Raw genomic sequence first — 20882 nt, 5'->3', positions numbered from 1 at the left:
GAAGGTGACCCCGTCCTATTCGGCGGTTTCGCCCTCGGCGGCCTCGCCCTCGGCCTCCGGCTCGGCGGTGGCGCGGGCCTCGACAATGTTGACCAGCAGCGCCTCGGGATCGCCGGCCAGGCTGACACCCTTGGGCAGTTCGATCGCACCGGCGGTGATCTGAGTGCCGGCCTCGGCGTTGAAGATCGAAACGTCGATCGATTCGGGGATGTTCAGGGCATCGGCGGAAACGGAAACAGTGGTGACCTCCTGGGTCACCAGGGTGCCCGCGGCGGCCTCACCGGTCAGGTTGATCGGCACATCGGCGGTAACCGCTTCACCACGCCGCACGATCAGCAGATCGGCGTGCTCGATGTAACGGTGGATCGGGTGCACCACGACCGATTTGGTCAGCGCCAGCTGCTTTTTACCGTCGATGTCCAGGTTCAGCACCGCGTTGGTGCCGTGCTGGCGCAGGATGGCGGCGAACGACAGCGCATTCAGCGACAGATGCTGCGGATCGGACTGATGCCCGTACAGGACCGCCGGAACGTTGCCCGCGCGGCGGGTGCGGCGCGCGGCACCCTTGCCGAACTCGGTGCGGATCTTCGCTTCGAGAAGGTTGACGTCGGACATGACTAGATAACTCCTACGGGCTCTACCGGGCTTATGGGCGGTTGCCAGGGAAATCGCGCCCCTGGTCAGGTGGTCTGCTCGTCAGGCGAAGACCGAACGCAAGCGGCCGGAAGCCGCGCCGCGCCGATCACGGTGCCGCAAGATTGCGAACCCTCGCCGAGACAACCCGAATACTGTAACCCAGCGGCCCTGAAAGTCCGGAATCGGGAGGGGCTGTGATTACCGGCGCGCGGGTTTGCGGGCCGAAACCGCACAGGGCCTCGCTGCACTCGGCGCTGGAGGCCGGGTCCCGGGACCGCAGCGTTGACCGGGCATCGGCTCCGGTCGCGCCATCACGTAACCTGGACGGTTGTTCCCGATCTCCCCGCGAAAGGTTTCCTCCGTTGACCGCCTCCACCGAGGGCTCCGCCGCGCGCGGATTGGCCGGCGAGGTGTCGCGGCGCCGCACCTTCGCCGTGATCTCGCATCCCGACGCAGGTAAATCGACGCTCACCGAAGCGCTCGCGCTGCATGCCCGCAAGATCTCCGAGGCCGGTGCCATCCACGGTAAGGCGGGCCGCAAATCCACCGTCTCGGACTGGATGGAGATGGAGAAGGCGCGCGGTATCTCGGTGAGCTCCACCGCGCTGCAGTTCAACTACCGGGCCGCGGGCTCCGATATCGACAATGTGATCAATCTCGTCGACACTCCGGGCCACTCCGATTTCTCCGAGGACACCTACCGGGTCCTGACGGCGGTGGATGCCGCGGTGATGCTGATCGACGCCGCGAAGGGTCTGGAACCGCAGACCTTGAAACTGTTCCAGGTGTGCCGCCACCGCGGTATCCCGGTGATCACCGTCATCAACAAATGGGACCGTCCCGGACGGGCCCCGCTGGAACTCCTCGACGAGATAGAGGAACGGATCGGTCTCACCCCGACCCCACTGTTCCTGCCGGTCGGCATCGCGGGTGATTTCCGTGGTCTGCTGCGCCGCGGCCCCGAGGGCGCGGCCGCCGAATACATCCATTTCACCCGGACCGCCGGTGGCGCCACCATCGCGCCCGAGGAATCGCTCACGCCCGAATCCGCCGAGGCACGCGAGGCCGCGGCGTGGACCACCGCTGCGGAGGAGAGCGAACTGCTCTCGGCCACCGGACAGGACCACGATCAGGAAATGTTCCTGGCCGGGCAGACCTCACCGGTGATCTACGCCTCGGCCATGCTGAACTTCGGTGTCCGGCAGCTGCTGGAAACGCTGGTCGAGCTGGCACCCGCGCCGGGTTCGCGCGCCGATACCGGCGGCAGCCCGCGTACCCCGCAGGACCCGTTCAGCGCTGTCGTGTTCAAGGTGCAGGCGGGGATGGACACCGCCCACCGCGACCGGCTCGCGTTCATGCGCATCGTCTCGGGTGAGTTCGAACGCGGCATGGTGGTCACCCACGCGCAGACCGGCCGGCCGTTCGCGACCAAATACGCGTTGACCATCTTCGGCCGGGAACGCGAAACCGTCGATACCGCCTACCCGGGTGATGTGGTGGGCCTGGTCAACGCGACCGCACTCGCGCCCGGGCACACGCTGTTCGTCGACAAGAAAGTCGAGTTCCCGCCGATTCCGTCGTTCGCCCCGGAACATTTCGCTGCCCTGCGGGCGCGCAGCGCCGGTAAGTACAAGCAGTTCCGTAAGGCGATCGATCAGCTCGATTCCGAGGGCGTGGTGCAGGTTCTGCGCAACGATTCCCGCGGTGACGCCTCCCCGGTGCTCGCCGCGGTGGGGCCTATGCAGTTCGAGGTGGTCACTGCCCGGATGCAGGGCGAATTCGGGGTGGAAACCCAGCTCGACCATCTCGCCTACACCATCGCCCGCCGCACCGATGCCGATTCGGCACCCGAACTGGACCGCCAGCGCGGGGTAGAAGTGTTCACGCGCAGCGACGGCGCGATACTCGCGGTGTTCAGCGATAAATGGCGGTTGCAGTACATCCAGAAGGAAATGCCGAAACTCACCTTGGAACCGCTGGTCGCCGCCGCCGACTGAGAATTACGCGGTTCGCGGGCCGAACGCCCGGTGCTCGGAAGCCGGATACTGCTGATTGCTGCCGCCGATGGACTCCTCGGGCGTCTCGTCGCGCCTCGCGGTCTCGCGCGGGTCGCGTTCGACGGCTTCGACGCCGTCCGACTGCTGGATCAGCCCCCACCGGTTGGCTGTCAGCCGCAGACTGGGCAGATCGCTGAGCGAGAGCACCACCTCGTAGGTGCGTTCGTAGCCCGTGTGCGCGATCCGCCAGTGGCCGTCGTCGCAGCGGACGTATTCGTCGGTGTAGAAGGCGGCACCGCGCAGCAGCATATTGTTCTCGGGAATCAGCACCGTATCGGAGAGATACCAGACGCCATCGGCCCGATCGCCGTTCACATCGATCTCGGGATGATCGCAGCGGTGCTCGGTGATGACATGCGGGCCCAGGGTGTTGCGCAGGAAAGTCAAGAACGCTTCCCGGGACTCGAACTGCAGGTATTCGCTGTAGGTGGCTGTGGCCTCCGGGATCATCGTCTCGGCGAAGTCCTCCCAGAGTTTGCTGTCCAGCGCCCGGACATAGCGGAACTTGAGGCGATGGATCTCCAGGACATCCTCCGACACGGTGGGTGTCGTCGAGGGCGAGGGGTTCGGTCGTGCGGGTCCCATGGTCAACGGCACATCCGTTTCGGGTTCGAGCCGCGGCGGGAGTGAAATATCCAGTCCGGCGCCCAGCGCCGCCGCGAGCGCGGCACCGGAGAAGGCCGCAGTGTCACTGTTCTGGCCCGGTCGCCGGGGAAAACCACCCGGGTCCGGCCCCGGATCGTTGCGCTCCTCGCCCTGGTCCATAACTCCACCATCCCACCTGAAATGGACAAATTGGGAGGCTATTCAGATCTGTATCGGATTGCTATCCAGCGTCGGCGATATTACGGGAGTCGAATCCGGGCCGGTCAGCGGTAGTTTTCGGGCAGATTCGGGCCGCGTTCTGTGACCGTGGGAGGCTGGTTGTCAGAACTGCTGGCCGTTGCCCATGGTGAAACAGGTACGGCAGAAATCCTCGCCGAATTCCGTCAGGCGCAGACTTTTGCGCACGATTTTCGGGGCTCGGCCCGCCTTTTTCAAAGCGTCTTCCACGATCGGCTGGACCTCGAGCACCATATACCGGCTCAACACCACAGGATCGTCGGAATTATGGGTCAGGCCCAGCCGGCTGAGGTTGATCAGATACGACCGGGCCCGGTCTATATAGCGCACACCGGCCTGCTCCGGTACCGAGGTCAGCCCACCGGAGATCAGCTCGGATCCGATACCCAGCGGGCGGTTGGTGCGGACGTCGACCGTCGGCTGTGGGCCGTTGAGGGCCATATAGCGCAGGATGCGGGCTTCATCCGGGGCAAGTTCGTCGAGAATCCGGTCGTAGGCGGGATGCACCTCTTCGGTGAAGTAGACGTCGGCCGAACGGGCCAGCAGCGCGTCCCCGCGTTTACGGAGTTCGGCGACGGTGGCCGAACGCATGTACGAACCCACCGCCACCGTCTGCTGCCCGGAGGCCTGCCCGGTCGGCACATAGCTGACGATTTCGCGCACCGAGCCCTCGGTGACCCCGAGCGCGCTGCGCGCGATGGACCGCAGCGCGTTACCGGTGCGCTCGGCGATCTCGGCCGAGGACTCCCCGTCCAAGGCCGCCTGGGTGATCTCCCGAGTGACCTCGAAGGACGTGTTCGCCGCCCACTGCCCACTGCGCACCACGGTGCCGGCGGCGACCCCGGCCGCGCGGAAAACCCCGCGGATGAGCCGGGCCTCGTTGCTGATCTGCCGCTGCTCGACATCGGCGCTGCGCTCGACACTCGACGGCGGACGGCGGGCGACATCCGCCGGGTCGGGACTCGCCTTCGCCGCCGGACCCGGGCCGGTGCCGACCGGCGGACTCCATTGCACAGGCCGGGAACCGGTCCAGGTGAACTCCTGTCCGGTCCTGTCGTCTGCCACGTCTACTCCGATATCGCCAGATGAACGAATCCCGCTCACCGATTATTGCCCATCTCCGGTGATAGCCCCGCGCCGGACCATGGATCCGGCTCACGTCTGAGACACTAATGTGTCGCGGCCGGTCGCGCTGCCGGTGGGAGGCCCGCCGCAGCGCGGTCCCGGTCGGCTGTGGTGCTAATTTGAAGTCCCGGTGAGGCGGCGATCACCGGGAGCAGGAGGGTGTGTCGTGTTGGAGAGCGTGTTCGGGGTGCACCCGACGATCCTCCTGGAATTACTGACCATTCCGCTGTTCACCGGCGTCATCGGTTACGTCACCAACTGGACCGGTGTGCTGATGCTGTTCCGGCCGATCGCCTTTCACGGTATCCGGGTCCCCGGCCTGCGGTATCTGTACCCGTACCTGCCCAAGCGGATCCAGATCCTGCCGCTGCTGAGCCACGACGGCCGCTTCGGCTGGCAGGGCATCGTGCCGTCACGAGCCGACAAAATGGCCAGTATCGCGGTGGACAAAGGGCTTTCGAAACTCGGCAATGTCGGCGATTTCTATCGTGAACTGGAACCGGACGCGCTCGCCGAGCATCTCGCGCTCACCGCCGAAACCCAGATACACGATATCGTCGAGAACATCCTGCGCCGCGACCATCCGCAGCTCTGGTACAACCTGCCGTCCCCGCTCCGGGAGATGGTGCACGCGCGGGTCCGCCAGCAACTGCCGGATATTCTGCGCGAACTCACCGATGAACTGGGCGCGAACATCGATCAGCTGCTCGACGTCAAACAGATGGTGATCCGTTATTTCCAGGCGCGGCCCCAGCTGCTCAACCAGCTGTTCCAGGTGCTGGGTGCCAAAGAACTGCGGTTCATGCAGAATTTCGGTCTCTATTTCGGCGCCCCCATGGGGGTGGTGCTGGTCGTGATCCTGCAAACGACCGGGTGGCCGACATTGGCGGTCCTGCCGATCGGCGGGGTGATCATCGGCTGGGTGGTCAACTGGGTGGGCCTGAATATGATCTTCGCTCCCGCCGAGCCGAAATGGTGGTGCCCGTGGCGGCAGGGTCTGCTGATCAAACGGCAGAACGAAATCACCGACGGTTACGCCGAACTCGTATCCACCCAGGTGATGACGGTCGCCAATATCGGTGACGAACTGCTCAACGGACCCAAATCGGATCGCACCCTGCAGATGCTGGAAGACACTTTGCGACCGGCCGCCGATCGTGCCCTGGGCCCGGCGCGCGGCGCGGTGAAACTGGTACTCGGCAACCGCGACTACAAAACACTGACCCAGACCCTGACCTCCGAGGCGATGGCCATCGCACCACTGGCGTTCGCCGACGCCGATTTCAACGAACGCCAGGGCAAACAGATCGGCGCCTACATCGCCAAACAGATGTCGGAGCTCTCACCGAACGATTTCGTCGATATGTTGCGCTCGGCCATCAAACAGGACGAATGGCTGCTGTTCGTGCACGGCGGCGTCCTCGGGCTGTTCGCGGGATACGCGCATATCCTGGTGTTCGGAACGGGGGTGGCGACCACATGGCTGTGAACGAGGAATCCCGGGATACCGGCGAGCAGGACGAACCAGGTCCGAGCGAACGCCGCGATCCGGTGGGGCCCATCGGTCCTGTCGCGGCGGTGCGCGCCGTGAGCGGAGTCGCGCGGGTCGCGGCCTCGGTAGTGTCCGGCACCGCTCGGTGGGGTGTGCACACCGCGCTGGACGTCACCGAGACGGTGGTACGCGGCAGTATGGCCGGGCAGCCGCCCACCGAGATCCGCACCGATGCGACCCGGCAGATCCGGGAAGCACTGCGCCTGGCGCTCGGAGTCACCGCCACAGAGTCGTCCGCCACCGCCTCCCCGACGGAACGATCACTGCGGGAACAGGGCGCGGCGCTGCTGCGCCTGGCCGCGAGCACACGGGCGCCCGACGAGGGACATCCGGCGTTCGCCCGGATTCTGGCCGAACTCACCTCCGACGAAGCCCGCATCCTGCGGTTGCTCCGCCTCGACGGGCCGCAGCCGACGGTCACCGTACGCGGCGGCCGTTCCTCGCGGCGCGCCCGCCGATCCGGGGAAACGCGCTCCGGGGCGGGCGATCTCGGGGTGAGCATGATCGGTGAGAATGCGGGGCTCCGGCATCCGGAACGGGTCCAGCGCTATCTGAACAACTTGCGGCGGGTGGGTCTGATCGAGGCATTGACGGAACCGGTGGGCACCCCGGAGCGCTATCAGCTCCTGGAAGCCCAGACAGCGGTGACGGACCTGCTGAAACAGGCAGGCGGGCGCGGCAAACTCCAGCACCGGGGAATCGCACTCACCAGCTTCGGCGGCGAATTCGTGCAGACCAGCCTGCCCATCGCCGGCGAGGAGGGTCCCGCCACCGGGACCCCCTGACACGCCACTCATGCCTGATCGGCGAGTTCCATCCAGCGTTCCTCGGCGGTTTCCTTCTGCGCCTGCACTTCTTTCAGCTCGGCGCCGAGAGTGATCAGTTTCTCGGGCTCGGTCGCGGCGGCGGCGAGCGCGGTGTGCAACTTCACCTCACGTTCGCCGAGTTTGTCGATGGCGCGTTCCAGGCGGGTGAGTTCCTTACGGGCTGCGCGGTAGGCCGCCGAATCGGTTTGCGACGCCTCGGCTCGGTTCGCGGATGCCGAGGCTGCCTGCCGGGCCGTGTCCCCGGCCTCGAGTTCGGCCCGCCGGGCCAAATATTGGGTGATTCCGCCGGGCAGGTTGGTGAGCTCACCGTCGCCGAACAACGCCCAGGTGCTGTCGCAAATCCGCTCGATCAGGTACCGATCGTGGCTGATCACCACCAGCGTCCCGGCCCAGTTGTCGAGCAGGTCCTCCAACTGCTGGAGGGTATCGATATCGAGGTCGTTGGTGGGTTCGTCGAGCAGCAGCACATTCGGCTCCGACATGAGAATGCGGGTGAGCTGCAACCGGCGGCGTTCGCCACCAGAGAGATCCCGAACCGGCGTGCGCTGGCGGGCCGGAGTGAATCCGAGCCGTTCCGCGAGCTGGCCGGCGGACAGTTCCAGCGCCTTGCTCCCCTCCCCGAGGGTGATCCGCATGGCGATCTCCTGGACGGCCTCGAGCACCCGCATCTCGATGGGAAGATCGTCGAGTTCCTGCCGCAGCCAGCCGATCCGCACGGTCTGCCCCTGCACTCGTTTCCCCGCGACCGGTTCCACGTCACCGGCCAGCGCCCGCAGCAAGGTGGTCTTACCCGACCCGTTCACGCCCACCAGGCCGACCCGCTCACCGGGAGCCAGCCGCCAGGTCAGATCCCGGACCAGTTCGCGGCCGTCGGGTGTGGAGAGCGTGGTGTCCTCGAGTTCCACCACCACCCGGCCCAGCCGCTTCTTCGCGAACGAAGCCAGCGACACGGTGTCGCGCGGGGGCGGGACATCGGCGATCAACGCCTCCGCGGCCTCCACCCGGTAACGCGGCTTGGAGGTGCGGGCCTGCGGGCCCCGCCGCAACCAGGCCAGTTCCTTACGCGCCAGGTTCCGCCGCCTGGCCTCGGTGGAATCGGACTGCCGGGCACGTTCGGCCCGCGCGAAGATCCAGTCGCCGTATCCGCCCTCGTAGGTTTCCACCCGGCCGCCCACCACTTCCCAGGTGCGGGTCGCGACGGTGTCGAGGAACCAGCGATCGTGGGTGACCACGACCAACGCGCTGCGCCGGGCCAGCAGATGTTCGGCCAGCCACTGCACACCCTCGACATCGAGGTGGTTGGTCGGTTCGTCGAGTACCAGCAGGTCCAGATCGCGCACCAGGGCAGCGGCCAGCGCGACCCGGCGGCGTTCCCCACCGGACAGATTCGTCACGGTGGTGTCCAGGCCCAGCCCGGCGATCCCGATCCCGTCGAGTACCGAACGGATCCGGGGATCCGCGGCCCATTCGTGTTCGGCGATATCCCCGGTCGGCGCGTCGTCGGCCAAACCGGCGAGCACCACCTCGCCGATCGTCGCGCCCTCGGGCAGCACCCCGCGCTGGGTGACCACGGCCATCCGCAGTCCACCGAGCCGGCTGACCCGGCCGCCGTCCGGCTCCTCGAGCCCGGTCAGCACCTCGAGCAGCGTGGTCTTACCGCCACCGTTCAGACCGACCACCCCGATCCGCTCGCCCGCATGCACCCCCAGCGAGACCCCGTCGAGCAGTGGTTTGATCCCGAAACTCTTGCTGACCTGTTCGAGATTGATCAGGTTGGACATGAATCCTTCCGCCTCCGCTGCCGGCCACGCCGATACGCGACCCCGACCAGCCTATCGAGCCCCCCGCATCGGCCGGCCGCCGCCGGGGGCGAGCACTGCCCGGCCGAGGGATCCGGTCGGCCGCGGCCCACCGCCCGGTCGCAGCACACCGTGCTCTCTGCACGACGGCGGGTCGGCCCGGAACCGACCCGCCGAACGAGCAGTTCCAATGCTCACCGGCGAGCCGGCCGCGCCGGGAAACCTCGCCGACGGATCGTGGATATCCGGGCGCGCGGCGCGCTCCGCTACACCGGATTCGAGCCGGCTCGATACCAAAGCCATCCGCGCGGACTGCGCCGTGGCAACCGGCCTCGCCGGCTCCGCAGCCGACGAGACCGTGGCGCCGGAGGGTTCCGGGAGCCACCTTGCGGTAGGTGGTCGGCCCACTCGATGCCAGGCCGAACGGATCATGCCCGGCGTGGCCCGGGGGCCGGCGGTTCCGGGGAGGGGTGATGCGGTTCTTCCTGGCCGGTTATGCGTGCTCCCGGCACCGGACCGGTCGCCGTACGCACACTGCGGGCGACTCCGGCGCCGGAGAGTTCCGCCGCGACCGCGACGGCCGATTCCGTGGTTTCGCAGAGGAAGGCGCAGGTCGGGCCGGAACCCGACACCAGGCCGGCCAGCGCGCCGGCCTCTACCCCGGCGCGGAGCGTGCGACGCAGGTCGGGGCGTAGTGAGACGGCCGCGACCTGCAGGTCGTTGCCGAGCAGCGGGGCGAGCTGGTGCGCGTCTCCGGAGGCCAGGGCCTGCATGAGGGCCTGGGGTTCGCCGAGGCGCGGGGGCTCGCCCTGGACACGGAGCCGATCGAGCTCGGTGAAGACCTCCGGAGTGGACAGTCCGCCCTTCGCCAGGGCCAGCACCCAATGGAATGAATTGCGCGAGAGCACCGGAAGCAGGCGTTCCCCACGGCCGGTACCGAGCGCGGTCCCGCCGTGCAGGGCGAAGGGCACGTCGCTGCCCAGTTCGGCAGCCACCGCGGCGAGTTCGTCCCGATGCAGCCCCAGTTCCCAGAGCTCGTTCAGTCCCACCAGCGTGGCGGCCGCGTCGGCGCTGCCGCCGGCCATTCCCCCGGCTACCGGAATGCCTTTGTCGATGGTGATCTCCACCAGTGGTGGCCGGCCCGCCAGCTGGGCGAGCCGGACTGCCGCCTTCCAGACGAGATTGGTGCGGTCGGTGGGTACTTCGGCCGCGCCTTCCCCGGTGACCCGCAGGGTGAGCGAGTTGGCGGGTGCGATCTCCAGATCGTCGGCGAGCGACAGGGCCTGGAAAACGGTGGTGAGCTCGTGGTAGCCGTCGGCGCGCAGGTCACCTACTCCCAGATGGAGGTTGACCTTCGAGGGTGCCCGCACGGTGACGGGACTGGGCACAACGGACAGCACGGTGTCCAAGCCTAATAGGTGCTGTTGGGCGGGGACCATCCGAAGACCGGATAGCGGGCCGGGACGCAGCACTCTTGCGACCACTTACCCCCCAGGGGTATATTCGTGGCGTCCCGGCAGAGCACCGAACGCGAAGGAGACACCATGTCCACCACCAGCACTTACACCGTCAGCGGAATGACCTGCGACCACTGCGTCCAGGCGGTGAAAACGGAAATCGGCAAAATCGACGGCGTCACCAGTGTGGATGTCGATCTCGCCTCGGGCCGGGTCGTGGTCGACACCGCCGCGGAAATCGCCGATTCCGATATCGCGGCCGCAGTGGACGAAGCGGGTTACGAACTGGCGAGCTGATCGCCGGCCTGCGCGGCGAGGCGAACGAAGGCCGCAGTGTCGAGGGTTTCCCCACGCGCAGTCGGCGCGATTCCCGCGGCGAGCAGTCTCCGTTCCGCCTCCGCCGGGCTACCCGCCCAGCCCGCGAGCGCGGCCCGCAACGTTTTCCGGCGCTGCGCGAAGGCGAGATCGATCACCTCGAATACCCGCAGCCGATGCGATTCGTCCACCGGCCAGGGCGGTTCGGCAAACCGGTCCACCCGCACCAGCCCCGATTCCACCTGCGGCACCGGCCAGAACACCTGCCGTCCCACCGACCCCGCCTTCGACACGGCGCCGTAGAAACCGGCCTTCACACTCGGCACGCCGTACACCCGGCCCCCCGGCGGCGCGGCCAGCCGATCCGCGACCTCGGCCTGCACCATCACCAATGCCGTAGCAATACTCGGGAATTCGGCCAGCAGGTGCAGTAGCACCGGAACGGCCACGTTGTAGGGAAGGTTCGCCACCAGGGCGGTCGGCGCGGCCGGCAACTCACCCGCACGGACCCGCAGCGCGTCACCGGGCACCACGGTCAGCCGGTCGGCCAGGGGTGCGGCCCGCTCCCGGACCGTATCGGGCAACTGGGCCGCCAGCAGGGGATCGATCTCGACAGCGAGCACCGAATCCACCACATCCAGTAGCGCCAGGGTCAGCGAACCCAGACCCGGCCCCACCTCGAGCACCGTATCCGCACGCCCGACACCGGCCGCGGTCACGATCCGCCGGACCGTATTACCGTCGTGCACGAAGTTCTGCCCCAGCTGTTTGGTCGGGCGGACACCGAGCCGCTCGGCCAGCTCCCGCACTTGCGCGGGCCCCAGTAGAGCCGCCTCACCACGGGCCATCATCTCGGCATCCGACACCGGGCGAACTTACCAACAGCGATTTCGGCGCCGCCTCCGGCACTGCGGGCCGGAGCCTGCTCGGACTGTCTCGCAGAGCGCGATCAGATCGGGCTCGGGAACGGGCAGGGCGCGAAGGGGGCGGGCTGTAATTTCGGAGCCGCTCCGCGGCTCGAGGGTGGGGCCCTATTAACCCCGGTCTTCACTCCTGCGCTCCTCCGCTTCGCTCCCCCGCTCCGTCGCTCCAGAACCGGGCGGGCCCCACCCATTCGGGTCATTGGTGATTACGTTATGACCGCCGAATCGATGTCGGGCGATCTGTCCTCCGCTCGGCGGTCAGCGGCCTCTGTATGTACAGCTAGACGAGTGCGGGGTGATGCACCGGTAGTTGGTAGGAGTGGCCGGCCGGGGCCGAATGCACCCGGTCGGCGGAGGAATTGTGGGTGGCAATGGCCGCACCGGCGCCGACGATCAGGGTCAGCAGTACAGCGGCGATCGCCACGTAGAGCATGGGCGAGCGTGAGGAGTTGATCCTCGCAAAGGGTGACACGGTAACGGGACGATAACGAAGGTCGGCGGTCCCGACAACTGCTACGAACCGGCCAACGGGTCCCGTAGTGATATCCGTCGGCCCAGACCCAGCTAGACGAAACGGCGCCGAACAAACTGTGACGTAACTCACCACTCGTTCGATCGCTGTTTCAAGCAGTGAGTCCATATACCCGGCGCGCGTTCGCCGTGCTGATCTCCGCCAGTTCGACCGGATCCTGCGCCCGCAACTCCGCCACTGCCCGCACGGTGTAGGGCAGGCAATACGGCTCGTTCGGCGCACCCCGGTACGGGTGCGGAGTCAGATAGGGCGCATCGGTTTCGACCAGCAACTGGGCGTCCGGCACCACTTTCACTGCCTCGCGTAGTTCGTGCGCGTTCTTGAAACTCGCGGTCCCGGAGAAACTCAGGATGTACCCCTCGGCCACACAGGACAGCGCCATATTCGCGTCCGAGGAGAAACAGTGGAAGATCACCGTCTCCGGGGCGCCTTCGTCGAGCAGCACGGTCAGCAGATCGTGATCGGCTTCCCGGTTGTGGATCATCAGCGGTTTACCGATCCGTTTGGCCAGGTCGATATGCCAGCGGAAACCCTCGACCTGCGTTTCGATATCGGCGCAGCCGTCCAGTTTGCCCGGCCAGTAGTAGTCGAGCCCGGTCTCCCCGACCGCCACCACCCGCGGATCGGCCGCCAGCTTCTCGAGCTCCGCGCGCGCCACGTCGTCGAGCGCGTTCGCCCGCGTCGGATGCAAGGCGACCGCCGCATACACCCGGTCGTCCCAGTGCGCGGCATCCACTGCCCAGCGGGCAGCGGCCAGATCGTCGGCGACGGTCACCACCCGGCCGACCCCCACACCGGCCGCCCGATCGACCATCTCCGCGACCGAGGCCGCATCGCCTGCCCCGCAGGCGTCGAGATGGGTATGGGCATCCACCAGCGGCGCCAGCGGTTCGGGCAGCGGCGGGGCGGGACGCCGGGCGCTCATCGGAGCGCCGCCTGCCGACCGAACACGCGGACCCGGTCCACGGCGGGACGGGGCTTTCGCAGGAAATCACGAAGAGGCACGACCCACACAGTAGAGCGCGCGCGAAAGAATCCGATTCCTGCCCACGGAGCCGTCCCAGTAACCTCTGATGCCATGAACACGCAGTCGAGTCGGGTTCGCGCCCGTCTTCATGATGGAATCAAGGCACCATGAGCGCAGTCGACCGCCCCGCCTTCTATATCACCACGGCCATCGCGTACCCGAACGGTGCGCCGCATATCGGGCATGCCTACGAGTACATCTCCACCGATGCGCTCGCCCGGTTCAAGCGGCTCGACGGGTACGACGTGTTCTTCCTGACCGGAACCGATGAGCACGGCCAGAAGATGCAGCAGACCGCCGCCGCGGAGAACGTCGCGGTAGAAGAGCTGGCCGCACGTAACTCCGATGTGTTCGAGCGGATGGACAAATCGCTCGATATCTCCTTCGACCGGTTCATCCGCACCACCGACGCCGACCACCGGCGCGCCAGTATCGCGATCTGGCAGCGGATGCTCGACAACGGCGATATCTACCTGGACAACTACTCCGGCTGGTACTCGGTGCGCGACGAGGCGTTCTACACCGAGGAGGAGACCACGCTGCTCGACGACGGCAGCCGCATCTCCACCGAAACCAACACCCCGGTGACCTGGACCGAGGAATCCAATTTCTTCTTCCGGCTCTCGGCCTACCAGGACAAACTGCTCGCGCTCTACGACGAGCATCCGGAATTCATCGCCCCCGCGACCCGGCGTAACGAGATCGTCAGCTACGTCAAAGCCGGTCTCAAGGATCTGTCGATCTCCCGGACCACCTTCGACTGGGGTGTTCCGGTGCCCGGCCACCCCGACCACGTCATGTACGTATGGGTGGACGCGCTCACCAACTACCTCACCGGTGTCGGCTTCCCGGAAACCGATTCCGCGGCATTCGGCAAGTTCTGGCCGGCCGATGTGCACATCATCGGCAAGGACATCACCCGGTTCCACACCGTGTACTGGCCTGCCTTCCTGATGTCGGCCGGTGTCGACCTGCCGAAGCGCGTATTCGTGCACGGGTTCCTGTACAACAAGGGCGAGAAAATGTCGAAGTCGGTCGGCAATGTGGTCGACCCGCTGGAACTGGTCGACACCTACGGCCTCGACGCCGTCCGTTTCTTCCTGCTGCGCGAAATCTCCTACGGTCAGGACGGCAGCTACAGCCACGACGCGATCGTTTCCCGGATCAACGCCGACCTGGCCAACGAGTTCGGCAACCTGGTGCAGCGCAGCCTGACCATGGTCGCCAAGAACTGTGGCGCGGCGATACCCACCCCGAGTGAGTTCACCGCCGACGACCGCGCCCTGCTCGACCGCGCGAACGGCCTGCTGCAACGCTGCCGGGCCGAGTTCGACGTCCAGCAGATGCACCTGGCGCTGGAACAGATCTGGCTCACTCTCGGCGAAACCAACCGCTATTTCACCGCCCAGGCGCCCTGGACACTGCGTAAATCCGGTACCGAGGAAGACCTCGCCCGAATGGCGACCGTCCTCTACGTCACCCTCGAGGTGATCCGGGTCGTGGCGATCCTCACTCAGCCGGCCATGCCGGGTTCGTCGGCCAAGATCTTGGACCTACTCGCCCAGCCGGGCCGCGATTTCACCGATATCGCCACACCGCTGGCCCCGGGTGTCCCTCTGCCCGCACCGGAACCGGTGTTCCCGCGCTACGTGGAGCCCAAAACCGACGAGTGATCTCCGAGGCCGCCCGGTAGCCTTCCGAGCCTCGACCGACCGAATCCGGAGCCGTCGCGGTGTCAGGCGCCGGACACCGGGCGCTTCACTCGACGGCGGCGCGACGGGCAGCCAGGACAGCGTCGTAGAGTTCGCGGCGCGAGACTCCGGCGATTTCGGCGATCTCCGCGCTGGCATCCTTGAGTCGCAGCCCCGCAGCGGCGCGTTCCTCGACCTGCGCGACCAGGTCCTCCGGTTCGGCGACGGTCGCGCTCGCGCCCTCGAGGACCACCGTGATCTCCCCGCGCACACCCTCGGCCGCCCATTGCGCGAGCTCGGTCAGCGTGCCACGCACGACCTCTTCGTAGGTCTTGGTGAGCTCCCGGCACACCGCGGCCCGGCGGTCGCCGCCCAGGATCTCGACAGCGTCGGCCAGGCAGTCGGCCAATCGGTGCGGGGCCTCGAAGAACACGCAGGCCCGCCGCTCCGAGACCAGGGTGCCCAGCCATTCCTTGCGCCGACCCGATTTACGCGGTGCGAACCCGTCGAAACAGAACCGGTCCACCGGCAACGCGGACAGTGCGAGCGCCGTCGTCACCGCCGAAGGACCCGGGAGGCAGGTCACCGGAAGCTCCCGTTCGGCGCAGGCGGCCACCAGCCGATACCCCGGATCGCTCACCGACGGCATCCCGGCATCGGTCACCAGCAGGACGGTCCGGCCGGCGGCGATCTCCTCCAGCAGCACGGGAACCTTCGCCGACTCCACGTGGTCGTAGAAACTGACCACCCGGCCCCGGATCTCCACACCCAGCGCATCCGCCAGCGACCGGGTGCGCCTGGTGTCCTCCGCCGCGACGATATCGGCAGACCCCAGCGCTTCCCGCAATCGCGCGGAGGCATCCCCGATCTGCCCCAGCGGTGTCGCCGCCAGAACCAGTCCGCCCGTTGTCACCACACTCCTACCCGGCCCGGAGAATTCCAGGCCTGCTGTATTCATTTTGCTGAACGCGCCGGCCACCCCTCGATCCGGAACCGTTGCGGGCCTCGCTCGGCTCAGCAGCGGTATGCGTCGACGAGGCCACCGGGCCTGTTCCGGCGCAGCCTGGAACGTATCAGGTGAGTGGTGCGAGTTACGCTGCCGCCGCCCGGCACCTCCGGATCGGCGGCAGCCGATAGGCCCGCGCGTTCAGGTGTTCGGTAGCGACCGGTTCGGGCATGTGGCGTCGTGCGCCAGGCGCCCCCATAGACTCGGGGCCGTGAATCAGCTGACCGACTCGCGCCCGAGCGCGTCCTGGCGGCCGCCGCGTACCTGGTCGAGCCCGGCACCGCTGCGGCCCGCACCGGATTTCGGTCCCACCGATACCGTGCGCGGCTGGGTGGTCAGCCTGTTCCTGACGGCGATCGCGGCCGTTACGCGGTTCACCATGCTCAGCTACCCCACCGACGCGGGCACCCCGGTTTTCGACGAGAAGCACTATGCACCACAGGGGTGGCAGATCCTGACCGGCGGTATCGAGGACAACCCTGGTTACGGCCTGGTGGTGCATCCACCGGTGGGTAAGCAGATGATCGCGCTCGGTGAAGCATTGTTCGGTTACAACGGCTGGGGATGGCGGTTCACCGCGGCGGTCGCCGGGACCCTGCTGGTGCTGCTGGTGATCCGGATCGTCCGGCGGATGACACGTTCCACCCTGCTCGGCGCGTTCGCCGGAATCCTGTTGATCGCGGACGGGGCCAGTTTCGTCTCGTCGCGCATCGGCATGCTCGACATCTTCATCACCCTCTTCGTCACCGCCGCCTTCGGCTGCCTGATCGTCGACCGCGACCAGGTCCGGGCGCGCCTGGCCCGCGCCGACGCCGAGGGCCGGATCGCGCAGACTCCGTGGGGTCCGCGGCTGGGTGTGCGCTGGTGGCGTTTCGGCGCCGGGGTCCTGCTCGGGCTCGCGTGCGGGACCAAATGGTCGGGCTTGTACTTCATCGCGGCATTCGGCCTGATGAGTGTGCTGTTCGACCTGTCCGCGCGTCGCGCCTACGGCGTGCGCAAACCACTGTTCGGCACCGCGATCCGCGATATCGGTCCGGCGCTGTACGCGCTGGTAGTGATACCGCTGGGCGTCTACCTGGCCGGTTACGCCGCCTGGTTCCGCGAGGAAACCGCGGTCTACCGCTATATGGCCGGTAACCCGTCGGCTCCCGAGGACGGTATCGGCACGGGTGGTTTCTGGTCGCAACTGTTCCCCGACGCCCTGCGTTCACTGTGGTACTTCCACTCCCGCACCCTCGGCTTCCATTCCGAACTCACCAACTCGGCGGGCAACCATCACCCGTGGGAATCCAAACCGTGGACGTGGCCGATGGGCTTGCGCCCGATGCTCTACTACTACGCCGACGACGGGGTCACCGGCTGCGGGCAGAGCGAATGCGTGAAAGCGGTCATGCTGATCGGCACCCCGGCGTTGTGGTGGGTCTCGCTGCCGGTGCTGGCCTGGGGGCTGTGGCGCTGGGTGGTGCGCCGCGACTGGCGCTACGCGGCCGTACTCACCGGATACGGCGCGGCGCTGCTGCCCTGGTTCCTGACGCTGGACCGGCAGATGTACTACTTCTATGCGGTCGCGCTGGCCCCGTTCCTGGTGATGGCGGTGGCACTGGTTTTCGGCGACGTCTTGGGCACCGCACGGCGAGCTGCCGCCCGGGAGCCGGGCGGCATCGCCCCCTTCCTCCCGCCCGAACCCAGCGAACGGCACAGTCTGGGGCTACTCGCGATATGCCTGTATCTCGCCCTGGTGATCGCGAATTTCATCTGGTTGTGGCCGATCCTGACGGCCCTGCCCATCACGACCGGCAACTGGCAGGACCACCTCTGGCTACCCAGTTGGCGATGAGATAGGTGCCCGGTCAAGCGGTGAGGGCGGTTTTCACGTAGTGGAGGGCGGCTGTGCCGTCGAGGCCGAGCCGGCGGATCGTCGCTACGTATTCGGCGGCGGCCCGGCCGGCGGCGTCGGCGGTGGGGTCACCGGAAGAGGCGATGAAGGTGCCCAGCCGGCCGCGGGTTTCCAGAACCCCGTCCTGTTCCAGTTCCCGGTAGGCCCGGGCCACCGTATTGGGCGCCAGCCCCAGTTGCGCCGCGAGCGCGCGCACCGTCGGAATCTTGGTTCCCGCGATGAGTTCACCCGCCCGCACGCGGGCGATCACGGCCAGACGTAGTTGTTCGTAGGGTGGGACGCCCGAATCGTGCGACACCGTCATCTCGAACATGGGTCCGTTCTTACCGCATCCGGCGGCTTTTCATACGCTATCCCGGGCAAGTGGGCAGGAAAGGCAGCGTGGGCCGCCACGTCCCGAGCCCAACTCCGAGCCGGGTATGCGCAGCACCTCGATACCCGAATCCTCGAGCCGGGCATTGGTCATCTCGTTGCGTTCGTAGGCGACCACCACGCCGGGGCCCAGGGCAAGCGTGTTGTTTCCGTCGTCCCACTGTTCGCGTTCGGCGGTGACCCCGTCCGTTCCGGTATCGATGACCCGTAGTTTGCCGATTCCCATCGCTGCGGCGGCAGCGGGCAGGAACGGGTCGGGGCCGGTGACCACACAGCTGTCGGTATCGCCGGTGCGGCGGATCGTGTACGCGGTGAGGGTTTCGCGCACGCCCGGATACATCACGACCGCGTCCGTATCGACCATGGTGCACACGGTGTCGAGGTGCATGGTGGCGCGGTTCTGCGCGATCGGCACCACCAGGACGGTGTGCGCGAGACCGTCGTCGAACAGGCTGCGCGCCAGGGCTTCCGCACCGGCCGGGGTGGTGCGCTCGCCGACGCCAACGGCCACGACCCCGGGGGCCAGCAGCAGCACATCACCGCCTTCGATGGGCGCGGTATGCGATTCGTAGGCCCGCCGGACCCCGAGGAATCTCGGGTGGAACGCGTAGATCAGATCGGTCAGCGAGGTTTCTCGCGCGCGGGCGGGCAACGCCAGTGCGGTGATCGCGACCTTGGGCCCGACCCAGAACGAAGAGTCGCGGGTGAACAGGAGATTCGGCAGGGGGTCGATGACGAAATCGCCGCCGTGGTGCATGCGGCGGACGAGGGAGGTGTCGTCGGCGGCGAAGGGCAGTTCGTCGAAGGTCATCCCCGCCATGAGGATTCGGGCGAGATCGGGTGCGGAGATGGCGCGCAGCTGGGCGGCCAGTTCGGCGGCGAGGGTATGGCCGAGGCGGCGTGCGTGTACGGCCGCGGAGATGCCCTGGATACGGGCGGCGCCGCTCACCGCGAGGGTTTCGGCGAGCAGGTCGGCGAGCAGCAGTACCTCGACCCCGCGGTCGCGCAGGACCTCGGCGAAGGTGTCGTGTTCCTGCTGGGCCCGTTCCACCCAGGGGATGGCGTCGAAAAGCAGCTGGTCGTTGTTGCGCGGGGTGAGCCGGCGCAGCTCGTCGCCGGGCCGGTGCAGCAGTACCGCGCGCAGGTTGCCGACTTCGCTGGTCACCCCGTGGGTGGGGGCCGGGTGGCCGGTGTCCCGTTGCCGGGTATCGGATGCGGCATCTGATCCCATGTCCCGACAGTAATGCGCGCGGCGGCTCGATGGCATACTCACGGCCGCCGGGTTCGCGGCATATTTGCCCTGAATTCGGCCCACAACGCCAGCAACCCTGAAGTATGGTTGAGGATAATGGAGGAGGGCGGATGCCGACAGCGGATTGGAAAACCAAGGAGCTGACCCCGGGTCAGCTCTCCGAGCGTAGCGGAGTCGCGGTGTCCGCGTTGCACTTCTACGAACGCGAAGGACTCATCTACAGCCGCCGGACCAGCGGTAATCAACGCCGCTACACCCGGGAGACCTTGCGCCGGGTGGCCTTCATCCGGATCTCCCAGCGGGTCGGTATCCCACTGAGCGAAATCCGGGATGCGCTGGATCGTTTGCCGGAGGGTCGCACCCCCACCCGGCGCGATTGGGAAACCCTGTCCACCACCTGGCAGGCCGATCTGGACGAGCGGATAACTCAGCTGGTCCGGTTACGGGACAACCTCACCGGATGCATCGGCTGCGGCTGCCTGTCGCTGGGGAGCTGCAAACTGGTCAACGAATACGACCGGCTCGGCGCCGAAGGCCCCGGCGCCCGCGTCCTCGACGTTCACCTGAACTGTTCGGAGCCCGGTCTGTGCGACGACCCCGGCGACCCACTCAGTGCGCTGCCGGAGAGTCCGGATTCGATGTGCTCGCTGCCGCCCGATCCCGATTCACCGACTGTTTCAGCGTGCTGAACTGCTGGTTGGCCTGCCGCATCAGCAGTTCGTAGGGGAAAGCGAATTTCCGCTTCCACCAGTAGCCGAAGCGGATATCGAAGGAGCTGTACACCAGGAAGCGGTTGCGTTCGATCCCCTTCAGGATCGCCGCGGCGACCTTCTCCGGTGGGACGGCGTGCCGAGTGAACAGCGAGGTCACCCGCTGCACCCGCGGATTCTCCTTATCCACACCGACCAGGTCGAAGGACCGCACCAGCGGCGTCGCCACCGCGCCCGGTGTCACCAGATGCACCGTGATCCCGTGCTCGGCGAGCTCGAATCGCAGCACCTCCGACAAACCCCGCAGGCCGTACTTGCTCGCGCTGTAGGCGGCATGCCACGGCAGGGCGAGCAGCCCCGCCGCCGAGGAGACATTCACCAGCGCCCCTGGCTGTCCCGACCGCACCATCGGCGGAACAAAACGTTCGATGACATTGATCGGACCGAGCAGATTGATATCGATCATCCGGCGCCAATGCCGGATCTCCAGACTGTCGACGGTCCCCCAAACGGAGGTCCCGGCCACATTCATCACCACGTCCAGGCTGCCGAAGCTCTCGTGCACGGCGGCGGAGAACTCGGCGACGGCCTCGTAGTCGGCGATATCGAGCGCCCGCGAAATGAGTACGGTTCCACCGGCACGCTCGATCTCGCCGGCCGTGGCGGCCAGCCCGTCGGCATCGATATCGGTGAGCACCAGCTGCGCACCACGGGACGCAGCCGCCAGCGCGGTCGCCTTCCCGATACCGCTGGCGGCACCCGTGACCAGTGTTTTCGCGCCCTGTACCGTTTTCCTGCGGTTGACCCGCCCCATGCCGACTCCCGATCTACGACTGCGCTGTCGGCAGCAGCGTACCGAGA

General features: G+C 67.1%; 18 protein-coding genes and 1 pseudogene. 7 read left to right on the top strand and 12 right to left on the bottom strand.

The window, feature by feature from the left end:
- Positions 1 to 15 precede the first annotated feature (15 nt).
- Positions 16 to 615 carry a 50S ribosomal protein L25/general stress protein Ctc gene (locus tag NS6_RS16795; RefSeq protein ID WP_068042869.1) on the bottom strand — a complete coding sequence of 200 codons (600 nt, stop codon included), beginning with the start codon at positions 613 to 615 and terminating at the stop codon, positions 16 to 18.
- Between the two features lie 383 nt (positions 616 to 998).
- Between NS6_RS16795 and NS6_RS16790 the strand changes: the two genes are divergently transcribed.
- The gene (locus NS6_RS16790) at positions 999 to 2633 is read left to right on the top strand and encodes a peptide chain release factor 3 (RefSeq protein WP_157112795.1); all 1635 of its coding nucleotides are present in this window, start codon (positions 999 to 1001) and stop codon (positions 2631 to 2633) included.
- Between the two features lie 144 nt (positions 2634 to 2777).
- Here the strand turns inward: NS6_RS16790 and NS6_RS16785 are convergent.
- Together NS6_RS16785 and NS6_RS35340 are read right to left on the bottom strand one after the other, a co-directional pair.
- A pseudogene (locus tag NS6_RS16785) lies at positions 2778 to 3278 on the bottom strand (nuclear transport factor 2 family protein); the annotation flags it as partial.
- A gap of 342 nt (positions 3279 to 3620) precedes the next feature.
- Positions 3621 to 4601 carry an Abi-alpha family protein gene (locus tag NS6_RS35340; RefSeq protein ID WP_245669390.1) on the bottom strand — a complete coding sequence of 327 codons (981 nt, stop codon included), beginning with the start codon at positions 4599 to 4601 and terminating at the stop codon, positions 3621 to 3623.
- Positions 4602 to 4827: 226 nt separating this feature from the next.
- Between NS6_RS35340 and NS6_RS16775 the strand changes: the two genes are divergently transcribed.
- Both NS6_RS16775 and NS6_RS16770 read left to right on the top strand, forming a co-directional pair.
- Positions 4828 to 6150, top strand: coding sequence for a DUF445 domain-containing protein (locus NS6_RS16775; RefSeq protein ID WP_068042867.1), 1323 nt, complete (start codon positions 4828 to 4830; stop codon positions 6148 to 6150).
- Positions 6141 to 6998, top strand: a complete 858-nt coding sequence (locus tag NS6_RS16770) for an Abi-alpha family protein (RefSeq protein WP_068042865.1) — start codon at positions 6141 to 6143, stop codon at positions 6996 to 6998. The genes NS6_RS16775 and NS6_RS16770 overlap by 10 nt, the downstream gene beginning before the upstream one ends.
- Positions 6999 to 7006: 8 nt before the next feature.
- Here NS6_RS16770 and NS6_RS16765 read toward each other — a convergent pair whose 3' ends face one another.
- Both NS6_RS16765 and NS6_RS16760 read right to left on the bottom strand, forming a co-directional pair.
- Positions 7007 to 8821 carry an ABC-F family ATP-binding cassette domain-containing protein gene (locus tag NS6_RS16765; protein WP_068042863.1) on the bottom strand — a complete coding sequence of 605 codons (1815 nt, stop codon included), beginning with the start codon at positions 8819 to 8821 and terminating at the stop codon, positions 7007 to 7009.
- Positions 8822 to 9267: 446 nt separating this feature from the next.
- Positions 9268 to 10239, bottom strand: coding sequence for a 4-(cytidine 5'-diphospho)-2-C-methyl-D-erythritol kinase (locus tag NS6_RS16760; protein ID WP_084471137.1), 972 nt, complete (start codon positions 10237 to 10239; stop codon positions 9268 to 9270).
- A 144-nt stretch (positions 10240 to 10383) separates the two neighbouring features.
- On the opposite strand from NS6_RS16760, the gene NS6_RS16755 reads away from it, so the two are divergent.
- The gene (locus tag NS6_RS16755; RefSeq protein ID WP_068042859.1) at positions 10384 to 10593 is read left to right on the top strand and encodes a heavy-metal-associated domain-containing protein; all 210 of its coding nucleotides are present in this window, start codon (positions 10384 to 10386) and stop codon (positions 10591 to 10593) included.
- On the opposite strand, the gene rsmA is transcribed toward NS6_RS16755, so the two are convergent.
- The 3 genes from rsmA to NS6_RS16745 form a co-directional block, all read right to left on the bottom strand.
- On the bottom strand, positions 10575 to 11462 hold the full coding sequence (gene rsmA, locus NS6_RS16750) for a 16S rRNA (adenine(1518)-N(6)/adenine(1519)-N(6))-dimethyltransferase RsmA (protein ID WP_210747013.1): 888 nt from the start codon (positions 11460 to 11462) through the stop codon (positions 10575 to 10577). The genes NS6_RS16755 and rsmA overlap by 19 nt on opposite strands.
- A gap of 352 nt (positions 11463 to 11814) precedes the next feature.
- Positions 11815 to 12006: a hypothetical protein gene (locus NS6_RS34760; protein WP_157112794.1), complete on the bottom strand. Its 192-nt coding sequence runs from the start codon at positions 12004 to 12006 to the stop codon at positions 11815 to 11817.
- Positions 12007 to 12157: 151 nt separating this feature from the next.
- Entirely contained in the window at positions 12158 to 12991 is an 834-nt protein-coding gene (locus NS6_RS16745; RefSeq protein ID WP_068042855.1) for a TatD family hydrolase, read from the bottom strand.
- A 209-nt stretch (positions 12992 to 13200) separates the two neighbouring features.
- Between NS6_RS16745 and metG the strand changes: the two genes are divergently transcribed.
- A complete protein-coding gene (gene metG / locus NS6_RS16740; RefSeq protein ID WP_068042853.1) occupies positions 13201 to 14766 on the top strand; it encodes a methionine--tRNA ligase in 1566 nt (521 codons plus the stop codon).
- Positions 14767 to 14851: 85 nt separating this feature from the next.
- On the opposite strand, the gene rsmI is transcribed toward metG, so the two are convergent.
- Positions 14852 to 15742 (bottom strand): 16S rRNA (cytidine(1402)-2'-O)-methyltransferase, encoded by an 891-nt coding sequence (rsmI, locus tag NS6_RS16735; protein ID WP_068043011.1) that lies wholly within the window; start codon positions 15740 to 15742, stop codon positions 14852 to 14854.
- Between the two features lie 259 nt (positions 15743 to 16001).
- Between rsmI and NS6_RS16730 the strand changes: the two genes are divergently transcribed.
- A complete protein-coding gene (locus NS6_RS16730) occupies positions 16002 to 17627 on the top strand; it encodes a dolichyl-phosphate-mannose--protein mannosyltransferase (protein ID WP_084471119.1) in 1626 nt (541 codons plus the stop codon).
- Between the two features lie 13 nt (positions 17628 to 17640).
- On the opposite strand, the gene NS6_RS16725 is transcribed toward NS6_RS16730, so the two are convergent.
- Both NS6_RS16725 and arcA read right to left on the bottom strand, forming a co-directional pair.
- Positions 17641 to 18000 carry a GntR family transcriptional regulator gene (locus tag NS6_RS16725; RefSeq protein ID WP_068042852.1) on the bottom strand — a complete coding sequence of 120 codons (360 nt, stop codon included), beginning with the start codon at positions 17998 to 18000 and terminating at the stop codon, positions 17641 to 17643.
- A gap of 30 nt (positions 18001 to 18030) precedes the next feature.
- Complete coding sequence (gene arcA / locus NS6_RS16720; RefSeq protein ID WP_068042850.1) at positions 18031 to 19290, bottom strand: arginine deiminase; 1260 nt, start codon at positions 19288 to 19290, stop codon at positions 18031 to 18033.
- Between the two features lie 131 nt (positions 19291 to 19421).
- Here arcA and soxR point away from each other — a divergent pair, with 131 nt between their 5' ends.
- On the top strand, positions 19422 to 20000 hold the full coding sequence (gene soxR / locus NS6_RS16715; RefSeq protein WP_084471118.1) for a redox-sensitive transcriptional activator SoxR: 579 nt from the start codon (positions 19422 to 19424) through the stop codon (positions 19998 to 20000).
- Here the strand turns inward: soxR and NS6_RS16710 are convergent.
- Positions 19921 to 20835 carry an SDR family oxidoreductase gene (locus NS6_RS16710; protein WP_068042849.1) on the bottom strand — a complete coding sequence of 305 codons (915 nt, stop codon included), beginning with the start codon at positions 20833 to 20835 and terminating at the stop codon, positions 19921 to 19923. The genes soxR and NS6_RS16710 overlap by 80 nt on opposite strands.
- Between the last annotated feature and the right edge of the window lie 47 nt (positions 20836 to 20882).

This window comes from Nocardia speluncae NBRC 108251, assembly GCF_001613245.1.
In the GTDB taxonomy this organism is placed as follows: Bacteria; Actinomycetota; Actinomycetes; order Mycobacteriales; family Mycobacteriaceae; genus Nocardia; species Nocardia speluncae.
Note: the sequence above shows the minus strand (reverse complement) of the source record. Positions and strands in the feature narration are given on the sequence as shown.

Excerpts from the sequence above, each read along its gene's own strand:
- NS6_RS16795 (WP_068042869.1), bottom strand. The coding sequence starts at position 615 with ATGTCCGACGTCAACCTTCTCGAAGCGAAGATCCGCACCGAGTTCGGC.
- NS6_RS16770 (WP_068042865.1), top strand. The coding sequence starts at position 6,141 with ATGGCTGTGAACGAGGAATCCCGGGATACCGGCGAGCAGGACGAACCA.
- NS6_RS16765 (WP_068042863.1), bottom strand. The coding sequence starts at position 8,821 with ATGTCCAACCTGATCAATCTCGAACAGGTCAGCAAGAGTTTCGGGATC.
- NS6_RS16755 (WP_068042859.1), top strand. The coding sequence starts at position 10,384 with ATGTCCACCACCAGCACTTACACCGTCAGCGGAATGACCTGCGACCAC.
- rsmA (WP_210747013.1), bottom strand. The coding sequence starts at position 11,462 with ATGATGGCCCGTGGTGAGGCGGCTCTACTGGGGCCCGCGCAAGTGCGG.
- NS6_RS16745 (WP_068042855.1), bottom strand. The coding sequence starts at position 12,991 with ATGAGCGCCCGGCGTCCCGCCCCGCCGCTGCCCGAACCGCTGGCGCCG.
- metG (WP_068042853.1), top strand. The coding sequence starts at position 13,201 with ATGAGCGCAGTCGACCGCCCCGCCTTCTATATCACCACGGCCATCGCG.
- rsmI (WP_068043011.1), bottom strand. The coding sequence starts at position 15,742 with ATGAATACAGCAGGCCTGGAATTCTCCGGGCCGGGTAGGAGTGTGGTG.
- NS6_RS16725 (WP_068042852.1), bottom strand. The coding sequence starts at position 18,000 with ATGTTCGAGATGACGGTGTCGCACGATTCGGGCGTCCCACCCTACGAA.
- arcA (WP_068042850.1), bottom strand. The coding sequence starts at position 19,290 with ATGGGATCAGATGCCGCATCCGATACCCGGCAACGGGACACCGGCCAC.
- soxR (WP_084471118.1), top strand. The coding sequence starts at position 19,422 with ATGCCGACAGCGGATTGGAAAACCAAGGAGCTGACCCCGGGTCAGCTC.
- NS6_RS16710 (WP_068042849.1), bottom strand. The coding sequence starts at position 20,835 with ATGGGGCGGGTCAACCGCAGGAAAACGGTACAGGGCGCGAAAACACTG.